Origin of the sequence: Ureaplasma canigenitalium ATCC 51252 (assembly GCF_000712165.1) — a bacterium.
Classification (GTDB): domain Bacteria; phylum Bacillota_I; class Bacilli_A; order Mycoplasmatales; family Mycoplasmoidaceae; genus Ureaplasma; species Ureaplasma canigenitalium.
The window spans coordinates 79,196-92,843 of the sequence record NZ_KL544010.1; the positions used below are offsets into that span (position 1 = coordinate 79,196).

General features: G+C 33.7%; 8 protein-coding genes. 7 read left to right on the forward strand and 1 reads right to left on the reverse strand.

The annotated features are described in order from the left end of the window. Positions 1 to 41: 41 nt before the first annotated feature. On the forward strand, positions 42 to 4,364 hold the full coding sequence (locus T416_RS0102395; protein WP_051675948.1) for a PolC-type DNA polymerase III: 4,323 nt from the start codon (positions 42 to 44) through the stop codon (positions 4,362 to 4,364). 46 nt (positions 4,365 to 4,410) lie between these two features. On the opposite strand, the gene T416_RS0102400 is transcribed toward T416_RS0102395, so the two are convergent. After that, the gene (locus tag T416_RS0102400) at positions 4,411 to 6,537 is read right to left on the reverse strand and encodes an ATP-dependent Clp protease ATP-binding subunit (protein ID WP_031489224.1); all 2,127 of its coding nucleotides are present in this window, start codon (positions 6,535 to 6,537) and stop codon (positions 4,411 to 4,413) included. A 147-nt stretch (positions 6,538 to 6,684) separates the two neighbouring features. On the opposite strand from T416_RS0102400, the gene T416_RS03980 reads away from it, so the two are divergent. The 6 genes from T416_RS03980 (at position 6,685) to T416_RS0102430 (ending at position 13,644) form a co-directional block, all read left to right on the forward strand. Further along, a complete protein-coding gene (locus T416_RS03980; protein WP_031489225.1) occupies positions 6,685 to 7,221 on the forward strand; it encodes a hypothetical protein in 537 nt (178 codons plus the stop codon). 75 nt (positions 7,222 to 7,296) lie between these two features. After that, positions 7,297 to 8,661, forward strand: a complete 1,365-nt coding sequence (asnS, locus tag T416_RS0102410) for an asparagine--tRNA ligase (protein ID WP_031489226.1) — start codon at positions 7,297 to 7,299, stop codon at positions 8,659 to 8,661. A 76-nt stretch (positions 8,662 to 8,737) separates the two neighbouring features. Beyond that, positions 8,738 to 9,520 carry a CDP-diacylglycerol--glycerol-3-phosphate 3-phosphatidyltransferase gene (pgsA, locus tag T416_RS0102415; protein WP_051675950.1) on the forward strand — a complete coding sequence of 261 codons (783 nt, stop codon included), beginning with the start codon at positions 8,738 to 8,740 and terminating at the stop codon, positions 9,518 to 9,520. Further along, on the forward strand, positions 9,520 to 10,509 hold the full coding sequence (locus tag T416_RS0102420; RefSeq protein ID WP_031489228.1) for an aspartate--ammonia ligase: 990 nt from the start codon (positions 9,520 to 9,522) through the stop codon (positions 10,507 to 10,509). The genes pgsA and T416_RS0102420 overlap by 1 nt, the downstream gene beginning before the upstream one ends. A 26-nt stretch (positions 10,510 to 10,535) precedes the next feature. Continuing rightward, positions 10,536 to 11,966: an aldehyde dehydrogenase family protein gene (locus tag T416_RS0102425; protein ID WP_031489229.1), complete on the forward strand. Its 1,431-nt coding sequence runs from the start codon at positions 10,536 to 10,538 to the stop codon at positions 11,964 to 11,966. A 250-nt stretch (positions 11,967 to 12,216) separates the two neighbouring features. Then, the gene (locus T416_RS0102430; protein ID WP_051675953.1) at positions 12,217 to 13,644 is read left to right on the forward strand and encodes a Vmc-like lipoprotein signal peptide domain-containing protein; all 1,428 of its coding nucleotides are present in this window, start codon (positions 12,217 to 12,219) and stop codon (positions 13,642 to 13,644) included. Positions 13,645 to 13,648 lie beyond the last annotated feature (4 nt).

The window sequence follows — 13,648 nt, forward strand, 5'->3', positions numbered from 1 at the left end:
TGTGAAACTTTGTTTCACATTTTCTTTTTAAAGGGGTTTTTATGGAAGAGATACAAAAAAGACTTTGTTTGTTTTTTGGTCTAAATGAAGAAAATGAGATTATTAAACAAATAAAAAAAGTGCAGACAAAAGTGCTTGATGAGAAAAAAGAAATTAATTTTATTTTTCATCAAGTTCTAGATCCAAAAACCTTCATCCAATTCAAACAATTGAAAAAACCAAGAGAAGTAAACCAGTTTACTTTTCGTTATTTTTATGGTGAAAATGTCATTAATAATGAAAACATTACCCCTTTTTTAAATGAAGTTTTTAGTGTTCAAGACGACTATGAATGATTAAAAAAAATCACAATTGATTCGTTCAAAGATATTAATATACTTAATGATGTGCTTGAGTTAAATGTTGTTGATAATTACACTTTTTACAACATTAAAAACAAAATTAATGAATTAAAAGAAGTCCTGTGTAATTTCGGTTTAAGGGTTGAGACTTTAAAAATTAACGAAACTCCTGAAATGCTATTGAAGACTAAAAAGATGATCAAGCAAATGGAACTTGATTCAAATAATGATGCGTATATTTTTCAAAAAGAACTAAAAGAAAAAAGTGAACTTGAAAAAAAGAACTTAATGCAAAAACAACAATTCAACCGTTTCCAAAACCAAATTCCACTTTCTCCACTAATTGATGTTTCGGTTGCGATGAATCAAGCACGTGTTAAGGGTCGAGTTTTTCATGTTGAAAAAAATGAATCTCGCGGTGGAATTCTTTATCTTTTTTACATCAAGGATGATGAATCAACACTACTTACAAGCTACTTTCTCTACAAAGATAGTCCGCGAGCTGAAACGATTAATAAAATCAACACAAATTATGAAATTGAAGTTATTATCGAAGTTGAAAGTGAGGGGAGTCAGTCAAACACAACACCAAAAGGAAAAATTAAAAATTTTATTTCAATCAATGAACTTCCAGACCTACCTTCAAATTTATATAAAGACCGGATTGAACTTAATTTTCACACTAAAATGAATGCTGGAGATTCGATTATCGGTTTTGATGAACTCCTTACTTTTGCTCGCAAGGAAAAATTAAAAGCAATTGGAATTACAGATCGTGGTGTCGTACAAAGTTATCCTGAACTTGTTAAGTTAAACAAAAACAATGATGTCAAAATCATTTATGGAATTGAGATGGAAATGCTTGAAGATGTTATTCCTCTCGGTCTTAACCTAATTGATAAAAAGATTGATGATGAATACTATGTTGTTTTTGATATTGAAACAACAGGACTTTTCCCTAACTTCGATGAAGTCATTGAAATCGGGGCAATTATTATGCATCGCGGAATGGAAATTTCAAGTTTTCAACGGTTCGTTAAACCAACCATCCCGTTAAGCGAAGAAACCACTAATTTAACTAACATTACTAACGAAATGTTAGCTGATAAAGATGATGAAAAAACGGTACTAATTGAGTTTATAGAATATATTAAGGACTATACCTTAGTCGCTCATAATGCGATAAGTTTTGACATTAATTTCCTAAATACAAGATTGAAAAAGCACGGATTAAAACCGTTACCTAATATGTCAATTGATACCTTATTGATTTCAAGAGCAATTAACGAAGGATTTAAATCACACCGTCTAGGAGCGGTTTGTAAGAAATACAGTATCCCGTATCACGATGATATCGCACACCGTGCTGATTATGATGCAAGGGTTCTTTTTGAAGTTTTTAAGAAGATGATTGTTATCATCGAAGACAAGTTCGGACTGACATCGTGAATTAATTTAAATGAAAAATTACAGACCAAAAGCTTAAAGCAAAGAAGCTTTGGAAATAATATTAATCTTTATATAAAACATAACGATGCGACGAAAAAAATGTATGAGCTTGTTTCTCTCGCTCATACTGATTTGTATTACGGAAGAACAACAATCAACAAAAGCTTTGTGAATCAAGTAAAAACAAATGATCTTCTTGTAACAAATTCCATTCATGAATGTGCTCTTTTTGACCTCCTTTTTAGTAACGATGACACCGATATTATTAAGGAAATGGAATTTTATGACTTCATTACTCTTCCGAGTATCCATGCTTTTGATCACCTTGTAGCTAGTCATAAAATCACTTACGATGCTCTCAAAAAATCTTTTAGTAAACTTGTAAGTCTTGCTTATCAAATGAATAAGAAAGTAGTTTTCTCATCATATGTTCATTACTTAAAAAAGAATGAACAGAAATATTATGATGTGTTTGTAAAGACTGATGGCCTTGAAGGTAAAAAGCACCGATTCTTAAAGGAAAAAGGTCTTCCTGAACTACATCTTCGAACGAATACTGAAATTAAAGAAGAATTAAGTTACCTAAAAAATGAACAATGGGTGAATGATATTCTTTATCGGTTCCCGGATGAAGTTCTTTCTTCGATTAATGAAGACATTAAACCGATTAAGACGGGTCTTTATCCACCGATGATTAAGAATGTTGACAACTTAGCACGTGATTATGTTTGAAACCGTGCTTATGAAATTTATGGGAAGGATATGAATCCACTTGTCAAGGAGCGGATATCCTATGAACTTGATAAGATTATTACTCATAAATTCACTGTTGTGTATTGAATGTCACACCTACTTGTTAAGAAGTCAAACGAAGATGGTTTCTGTGTCGGTTCTCGTGGTTCTGTTGGTTCATCAATTGTTGCTACCCTGCTTGACATCACCGATGTTAACCCGCTTCCACCATACTATTTATGTCCGAAGTGTAAATACTTTTGCTTTATGAATGAATACGATGATGGTTATGACCTCCCTGACCAAGAATGTCGTCAATGTCATATTCCATTAATCAAAGATGGTCATAACATTCCTTTTGAAACCTTTCTTGGATTTGATGGGGATAAGGTACCTGATATTGACCTTAATTTTAGTGGAGAATACCAACCGAAAGCTCATAATTTTATTCGTGAAATGTTTGGCCCGCTTCACTCATTCCGTGCTGGTACAATTTCAACTATTCAAGGACGGAATGCTTATGGTCTTGTTAAAAAATATTTCGAACGAACAAGACCAGAAGAAGTGATTCGTGAAAGTACCATACAAGAGTATGCGATAAGAATCATCGATGTAAAAAATACTACAGGACAACATCCGGGTGGAATTATCGTTGTCCCTGAAGAATATTCAATTTTTGATTTTAGCCCATTTAACTATCCTGCGAACCGGGATGTTGATAAATGATATACTACCCATTTCGCTTTTGAATTTCTGCACGATTCCTTGCTTAAATTTGACATTCTAGGACATGATAATCCCACCATTTTAAAAATGCTAAAAGACCTAACTGGAATTGATGAGAAAAATGTGCCGATGGGTGACCAAAAGGTAATTGAAGCCTTCAACGACATTAGTATTTTTGGAATCGACGGAAATGACATCCTAAACGAAGTAACAGGATGTCTTACCATTCCTGAATTTGGGACAGAATTTGTCCGGGGGATGGTAACCGATGCTAAACCTTCTTCGTTCGCTGACCTAATTCGGATTTCAGGCTTGTCCCATGGGACAAATGTTTGGTTAAACAATGCTCAAAGTTTAATTAAAAATATGAACAAAAAACTTAGCGATGTAATTGCCTGTCGTGATGACATCCTGACTTATCTACTTAACTTTAATGTTGAGAAAAAAGTAGCTTTTAGTGTGATGGAGGATGTAAGAAAGGGGAAGAAAATTAAACCAGAGTACTCCAAAATCTTAAAAGAATATAGCATCCCTGATTGGTATATTGAATCATGTAATAAGATCAAGTACATGTTCCCAAAAGCACACGCTTGTGCTTATGTGATGCATGCTTATAAATTTATGTGGTATAAAATTTATTATCCACTCGAATACTATAGTGTTATTCTTTCTATCAAAGCAAATTATTTTGACCTTAATGTAATAAATAAAGGTAAGAACCATATTATTGAAACATGTAAAGTGATACGTGGGAAGAGAAACCGGAAGGATGTTAAGGTTAGTGTCAAGGAAAATGACCAGTATACTGTTTATGAAATCGTTCTTGAAATCCTGTCAAGAGGGATTAAAATCAGTAACATTATCCTTTCGAAATCAGAGGCTTCTACTTTTATTTATGATCTTGAAACAAACACTATTATTCCGCCTTTTACTAGTATTGAAGGTCTTGGACTAAACACGGCCAATAGTGTCGTTGAAGCACGGAAAACAAAAATGTTTACCACCATCGAAGATTTAACCACAAGGACTAAGTTAACAAAAACCGACATTAAAAACCTACGGGAATTAAACATTCTGGAAGGTTTACCTGACAGTGAACAACTTACTCTTTTTTAGGAAAATGATAAAAAAATCAAGCCACAATGCTTGATTTTTTTAAGTCCTAGACTAGTGTTTCGTCATTGACGATGAGTTCTCTTGACTCTTCATCGATGTCAATTTGATACCAGTGATCCTTTTTTAAATCCCCCTTAATGATAAGAAGAGCTAATTGGTTCTCAATATTTGAAGTAATAAACCGTTTTATTGCTCTTGCACCATAGGTATAGCTGTATGCATTACTGTTAATGTAATTAATAATCTTATCACTAAAGTTAATAAGATACTCGTTTTCCTTTACTCGTTCAACAAGGGTATGCAACTGGTTAGCAATAATCCGGTTAATTCCTTCCTTGTCAAGAGGGTTAAAAATGATGACATCATTAATCCGGTTGATTAGTTCTGGTTTTAAAGTTTTATTTAAAGTTTTAATTACTTTATCCCGATTATTTTCAAGAATCGCTTCATGACCGATATTGCTTGTCATGATAATGATTGTGTTTTTGAAGTTAATCTCTTTTTTATGGTTATCAGTCAACCGACCTTCATCAAGAATTTGAAGGAGAATGTTTAATACATCATTGTGTGCTTTTTCAATTTCATCAAAAAGAATAATGGAATAAGGTTGACGTTTAATTGCTTCTGTTAAAGCACCTTTTTCCTCATAACCGACATACCCAGGTGGAGTTCCGATTAATTTACTAACGGAGTGTTTTTCCATAAATTCAGACATATCAAAACGGATTAATGTTTTTTCTGAATCAAAAAGATTCTTCGCAAGTACCTTCGCTACCATTGTTTTTCCGACACCGGTTGAACCAAGGAATAGGAAAGTACCGATTGGAGCATCAGGATTTGAAATCCCTGCCCGACTTCGTTGAACCGCTGCAACAATTTTATCAATAGCCTCATCCTGACCAATAACTTCTTCCTTCATTCTTTTAGCGAGTGTTAGTAGTTTTTCTTTTTCCTTTGTAAGAAGGTTAGCAACAGGAACTCCTGTCCGTTCAGAAACAACGGTAGCGATTTCTTTTTCTGTTAGGGAATCAGATAGAATTTTGTCCTTCATAGTACTTTGATATTCAGTTTCAAGGAGACTGACTTCCCTTTCCATTTTTGGAATGTCGAGATAAAGAATTTTAGAGGCTTCTTCGTATCTATTTTCGTTAATTAGGATGTTACTTTTTTCCCGCTTTAATTCAAGTTCTTGTCGTTTTTTCTTTAAGTTATCAATGATCGTTTTTTCTTTTTTTAATTCTTCATTATACTTATCGATAACCACATTTTTTTCATTAATGAGTTTCTTAATTTCAAGAATCCGTTGCTTACTTTTTTCATCATTTTCTTGTTCTAGAGCGATTTTTTCCATTTGTAGATGAACAAGGTCTTTCTTAATATCCTCAATGAAAACAGGACTTGAATTCATATCTGTTTTTAGTTTAGCTGCAGCCTGGTCAACTAGATCAATAGCCTTATCAGGCAGATTTCGATCATTAATATATCTAATGGAAAGTTTAGTTGCAGCGACTAATGCACTGTCGTGAATTTTAATCCCGTGGTAAGTTTCTCATCGACTTTTTAGACCACGCATTATGGTAAGTGTTTCAAGCTCGCTTGGTTCCTTAATCATAACCTTAGTTAATCGTCTTTCAAGTGCTCCATCAGATTCAATATATTTTGAATATTCGTCGTATGTAGTTGCACCAATTAGTTTTAATTCTCCGCGAGCTAGCAACGGTTTTAACATATTTGAAATATCCATGTTGTTCATACCATTTTTACCAGCACCAACAATCATATGGATTTCGTCAATGAAAAGGATAATTGAACCTGCTGCTTCCTTAACTTCTTTGATTAATTTCTGCATTTTCTCTTCGAGACTTCCCATATACATCGTTCCAGAAAGTAACGATGTAATCGAAATCTCATAAATTACTTTGTCAAGTAAGTTACTCGGCACTTCACGATGGACGATTCGTGTCGCAAGTCCTTCAACCACAGCAGTCTTACCAACACCCGGTTCTCCAATTAAAACGGGATTACTTTTTTGTTTTCGACTTAGGATTTCGATTGTTTTTCTTATCTCAGCATCCCGTCCAATGATAGGATCAATTTGTCCGTTTTTTACTTCTTCGTTGATATTTCGACCAATTTCCTGAAGAATACTACCATTTTTATTTTTAAATTCCATAATAACCCCCCCAATTAAACCTATTATCAATATTTTAGCACTTTATTGATAAGAGTGCTAAATAATTTTCGGGAGTATTTGAGTAAATGCATTGCAATTTATATGTATAATATTACTAATTATTTATTAGAGTTTTGAGGATGGAAAATGCAACCACAAACTAAATATAATCCTTATCTTAGTCAACTTGAAGAACTAAAAGAACTTGGTAATAAAGCACTTCGTTTAAAGCGACGAGTTAGTGAGTTGTATTACGACAATTCATCATTTGATGATGATTGTGATCGTCTTAATCAGTCACATGTGGAAAATGTGGTTGAGCACTATCCGCTTGATTTGGTCGTTGAAATTGATTCATCAAATGTTAGTGGTAACCGGGTTGTTGAGAAGATTGTTGAAGTTGAAAAACCAGTTTATGTTGAAAAAGTAGTTGAAGTTGAAAAGATTGTTGAAAAACCAATTGAAGTTGAAAAGATTGTCGAAAAGAAGGTTGAAACAATCATTGAGACAGAAAAAGAAATGAAACCTAAGAAGGCAAAAAACCTTGAAACTGTAAAGTATCGGAAGCTGAAAAATACTACGATGTCAGATGCTGGATGGAAGATTTTCAACTTAGTTAAAGACACCCTTTTAAACAAGGAAAGTGCGATTGAGAACTTCGAACAAAATAAGGAAAAGAAATAATTTAAGAAAAATTCACTACAAATAAAACAAGTAATTGGTCACCTTTACTTGTTTTATTTACTATTAGGGGGAAATATGTACTTGATTAAGGATATTCTAAAAAACAAAATGTTTAACGATGGAAAAGAAGTCTGTATTATCGCTTGGGTTAAAAATAATCGAGCGAATAACAAACTTGGTTTTCTCGATATCAACGATGGTAGCGTTTTTAAGAACTTGCAGGTTGTTTACAAGAAGGAAAACCTACCTAATTTTGATGAAATAAAGTCTTATCGTACTTATTCAGCGATTGAAATTAAAGGAAATATTAAGATAACTCCTGATAAACCGCAACCACTTGAAATCGTTGCCACTTCCATTAGTTTACTTAAAGATAGTGATGAAGATTTTTTAATTAACAATCCTAAATTAACCCTTGATACATTAAGAAACGAAGCTCATCTTCGTCCTAGAACATACCTTTTTCAAGCAATAATGCGATTAAGAAGTGCTCTCGCTTTTAGTATTCATGAATTTATGATGAAAAACGATTTTCTTTGAGTCGCAAGTCCATTACTAACCACGAACGATGCTGAAGGGGCTGGGGAAACATTTACTCTTGAAAAAATTGACGGGTCTGAATTTTTTAATCAAAAAGCACATCTAACAGTGACTGGTCAACTGCATGCTGAAGCATATGCTCAGGCTTTCGGGAAAGTTTATACTTTTGGACCAACATTCCGGGCTGAAAAATCACATACTAATCGTCATCTTGCTGAGTTCTGGATGATAGAACCAGAAATGAGTTTTGTTGATTTAACAGGTCTTCAAAACACCATCGAAGCCCTTGTGAAATATTCTATTTCATATGTTTTAGAACATAATCTTGATGAAATCACTTACCTTAATGATAAAATCGATAACACATTGCTAGCTCGTCTAAAAAATGTCGTTACTAATGATTTCAAACGAGTCTCATACCAAGAGGCTGTCGACATCCTTTCTACCGCTATTGAACAAAATCTTTTTGATTTCGAAGACAAGGAAATGTTCTTTGGTAAAGATCTTGCTAGTGAACACGAGCGATACCTTGTTGAACATCACTACCAATCACCAGTTTTTCTTTATAATTATCCAAAGCAAATTAAGGCTTTTTATATGAAACAAAATGATGATGAACTTGATACAGTAGCCGCGACCGACCTTCTTGTACCAGGAATTGGTGAGTTAGTTGGAGGAAGTCAACGGGAAGCTTGTTTCTCTAAATTAAAAGCACGATGCGAGGATTTAAATCTCCCGGTAGAAAGTTTGCAATGATATCTTGACTTGAGAAAATATGGATATTATATGTCAAGTGGGTTTGGAATTGGCTTTGAACGACTGGTGATGTATGTATGTGGTCTTTCAAACATCAAGGATACCATTCCATTCCCTCGAAGTCACTCACAAATCGGTTTTTAATAAAAAAATTTTTTATTTCTAATTTTTTAATATTCTAACTAATATATATAGTAATCGTAGTATAAAGGAGTATGGTATGGAAGTAAATAAAACGACTGGTGCATATGCTGAACGACGTTCAACTGGAAGTGGTTTTAAAATGACAAAAGACCGGTTAGTTAAAGTACCTAACGGTCTTAGCATCACTCGAATCGTTCTTGCTCTTGTCATTATCATTTTTTTATTAATTGACCATTATCTTTCGGTTGGTTATGGTTATTTTTACCAGATATCATTTTTTACGACAAAATCATTATTTCCTGTTGTTGTACATCTTGTTTATACCGTATCTGCTCTTCGAATTACATCGTTTATTTTATTTCTGATAGCAGCTATTACTGATTTCCTTGACGGTTATATTGCCCGGAAATATAAAGTAATTACCACTTTTGGTAAAATCATCGATCCGATTGCTGACAAGTTCCTGAATAACGGGGTATTAATTGTCCTTGCCATTGACCATTCAGCTATTTCTTACCTTGTTATTATTAACATCTTGCGGGATGTTTATATGAGTTCACTGCGGATTTACCAAGCAAGTCGTCAGGTCGATGTTAGTGCGAACATCATTGGTAAAATTAGAACGGTGTTAATGTTTATTAGCATTTTTATTATTCTCATTGCTAACCCATTTGGTTTTACACACCCTAATTTACTGAACAATCCGTCTGCGGTTCCTGTTTATATTAACCAAATTGACCTTTATTTTATTCATGTTATCAGTCTTCCACTTTACATCACAACTATTTTCGCAATTACTAGCGCAGTGATTTACACAGTTCAGTTCCAGAGAAAAATAACAACAAAGAAAAGTTCATAATGTCATCGATTAAAAAAGCAATTAATAATACCCAGAAAGCAATTGTCACCATTAAGAATTTATTTCAACATTACCTTTCAAATTCGCTTAACTTAATGAGAGTAACCGCTCCGCTTTTTGTTAAAAGTGAAGAAGGATTAAATGACTTTCTTGATCATAAACAAAAACCAGTGTCTTTTTATGCTCAAAATCTAGATATGGACCTTGAAATTGTGCAATCGCTCGCAAAATGAAAAAGAGTTGCTCTTCTTAACTATGGATTTAACAAGTATGAAGGCTTGTACACTGATATGAATGCGATTCGGAAGGATGATGAAATCGATAATACTCATAGTTTGTATGTTGACCAGTGAGATTGAGAATTAATGATTGATGAAAAAGACAGAAGTCTTCACTATCTTTTTAATATTGTAAGAAAAATTTATAATGCCATCTGGCAAACTCAAATCGAAGTTAATAAAATTTATAAGTCAAATCAGATAATTCTTCCACAAGAACTCGTCTTTATTTCAACAACTGAGTTGTATTTAAAGTATCCAGATGTTTCCCCTAGTGAACGAGAACGACTTTTTGCGAAAGAGCATCTTGCTTTCTTTGTGTATCAAATTGGTCGTCCTTTACAAGACGGCATTGTTCACTCTCCCCGGTCACCAGAATATGATGATTGAGACTTGAACGGTGATTTAATTGTCTACCATCCACTGATTGATGATGCTCTTGAACTCTCTTCAATGGGAATTCGAGTAACAAAAGAAGTCTTTATTCGTCAAACAAGGTACGACGATTATGTGAAATATAATGACGAGCATAGTTACTATAAATTAATTCTTGCTGACTGTCTTCCGCAAAGTATCGGTGGTGGTATTGGACAAAGCCGTCTATGTATGTTTTTACTAAATAAGCGTCATATCGGCGAAGTCCAAGCCAGTGTTTGACCGAAAAAAGAGCGAGAAAAATACCTAAAAGAATACAATGTGCATTTACTTTAATAAAATATTTATAGTTAGGAGAATATATGCAATCTTTAAAAACTTTAATTAATGGTGAATGAATCAAAACGGATGAAACAATTGAGGTTATTAATCCGTCTAATAATCAAGTCTTAGCTCTTATTCCAAATATTTCAGGTAAGCAAGCTTTTGATTATATTTACGAAAGTGCTCATAAAGCTTATTTAATATATAAGGATACGACAGTTGACTACCGTATTGATTTGCTAAATAAATTCAAGGATAAACTAAAAGAACATCGGGAAAAATTAGCTGAAATCTTAGTTCGTGAAATCGCAAAAAGTCACAAGGATTCACTAAGCGAAATTGATCGTTCTGTTGAATACATTGAACAAACAATTAATGAATATCAAGAAATGGTTTCTAACCCATTAACTTATGATGAGAAAAAACTTGGTATTAAAGGAAAGAAGGCGGTCTACTACCGAATTCCTGTAGGAGTTGTATGCTGTATTTCACCATTTAACTACCCGCTTAACCTTTTAATTTCAAAATTAGCACCTGCTCTTGTTGCTGGAAACTCTGTTGTTTTCAAACCAGCAACACAAGGTAGTATTGTAGCACTTGAAGTTGCTCGTTTCCTTCATGATGTTGGGTACCCAGCTGGTGTTGTAAACTGTGTCACAACTGATGTAAGAAAAAATTCAGATTATTTAATTACTAACAAACATATAAAAGCATTAAGTTTTACTGGTGGTCCAAAAGTTGGAAATATGATTGCTTCAAAAACAAGTAAGATTAACCTTGTTCTTGAACTCGGGGGCAAGGATGCTGCTCTTGTTATGGAAGATGCTGATCTTGAAAAAGCAACTGATGAAATTGTTAAAGGAGCATTTAGTTATAGTGGTCAACGTTGTACGGCAATTAAACGAGTTTTCGTTGATAAGAAAATTCACCATGAGTTTGCTTTAATGATGGCTGAAAAAGTTAAAAAACTAACGGTAGGACTTCCACTTGATAACCCGGATATTGGTCCGGTTATTTCGAGAAAGTCAATGGACTACAATATTGAATTATTACAGGATGCTTTCAACCAAAATGCCTCTTTCCTTACTACATTAAGAACTGATTTTGATCATAACATTCTTTCACCCGTGTTACTTGATAATGTCACTCAATACATGCGTGTTGCTTGAGAAGAACCATTCGGTCCAATTCTTCCTATTCTCGAGTATCCGCACCTAGATTATGCAATTAATTTAATTAACCAAAGCGAATATGGTCTTCAAGCGAGTATTTTTACAAAGAATGTAAAAAAAGCAAAAGAAATAGCAATGAAGCTTGAGGTTGGGACTGTAAATATTAATAAATCTTCTTCTCGAGGACCTGATATTCTACCATTCTTCGGTGTCAAAGATTCTGGTTTCGGTGTCCAAGGAATTCGTGATGCTTTATTAAGCATGACAAACCTACATGGAATTATAACTAATAAATAAAGATAAGGAAAAGCTGCTCACCCAGCTTTTTTCTTTAAATTTCATGGACTTTTGTTGAAAATTAACTAAAAAGATAAAAAAATTGCTTTTTTTCATTTTATTCATCTTCTTTTTTTAAATTTAAAGGGATAACTAATAACAATTAAAAAAATATTTAATTTCTTTTAAATTTAAACTTTGATTGTTTAAAATAATAGAGAGCAAAAATAGGCTCATTTTTTAGGTAAGCGAATATAAGGATAATTAATCAATGAAAAAACTTAAACTAAACAAAAAGTTATTGTTTTCGACGCTAGCGGTATTAGCAATTGGTGCATCTATTTCCGCGGTAGCTGTTGCTTGTCGACCTGAAAGCGACAAGAATAACGGAGGTTCTGGTGGTTCAGGTAACTCTGGTGGCTCAAACAATGGTAGTAGCACAGAACAACGTCAAATCGCTGTAGATGCTAAGAACTATGGAGCTGCTATTAAGAAATTACTTGCAGAAGAAATTACAGTAACAGGAGCATGAGGTGATGCTGGTTCTGTTTATGGTAAAAATCAAAGAGATGATTTAATCGTTATTGGTGCGACAGCAGTGATTGCGAACGATGGTGTTCAAGTTCGTGAAACATTAAAACAAGGTGACATCGATGCAGTTCAAAAATTATTCATCGATGCAATTAATGTAGCTAATGAAAACCAAAAGAAGGAAGGTGCGACTAAGGAAGACGACCTTCTTGTTGAGATTGAAGACAAGGGAAAGAAGAAAATAAAGTCTGCTTTCAGTGTTTACAATCATGAAGAAGGTTATTCAGCACTAAATGATAAAAACGCCGAAATTACTACAAACCCACACGGGGACAAGAAAAAAGTTTATTCAAAGACACCAGATGCTGGTTCAGATTACCTTGAAATCAAAGAAAATAAAGTAACTCCGAAGGCTGGTAGTAAGAAGTTAAAAATTGAATTTATTCCTTCTGGAGACCCTAAAAATGTGCAACTAGCTGTTAATAAGATGAAAGCATATTTCGATAAGATTGGTGTAACTAACCTTGAAATTACTGTTTCAACAAGTTATGATCAAGCCGCGAGCAATCTAAGTCAAGGTACAATTGATGTAGCTTTCCTACCAGCTGATACATGAGCGACAAAAGCAGGTAAGTCACACTTCATTCTTCAAGCAGGTCGTTCTGTACAAATTATCGACCCTTATAAATCAACTTCTTCTGCTTTTACACCAGCTATTAATGATGAAAAAGTGTTAGTTGAAGCTATGAACAATTACCGTACTTTCAATGTGCAAACAAATAGCAAAGGTGAAAAGTCAGCGAATCTATATGTTGATCCTTCTAAGGATAAGAACCCGAGTGCTGAAGCAAAAGGTTATCCTAAGGTATTGAAGGATGTTGTTGACCAACTTGCTACTGAAGCGAATGGTGATGCGAAAAAACTTGGTCCAGTTGGTTTCTACCGTTCTTATATTTATGTAAAGAAAGGAAGTCCACTTGCGACTAAAGTGCTTGCAGCCCTTGAAAGTCAAGGTAACGATTGAAAATTACCTTGAAGTGAAGTTAAGAACTTAATTACATACGGATATACTTCAAAAACTTCATCTGCTTCATATACTTTCCCAGAAGCATGATTCCAAAAACACTTTACAGGTTTCACTACATTCGAAGCTGAAAAAAATAAATAGAATA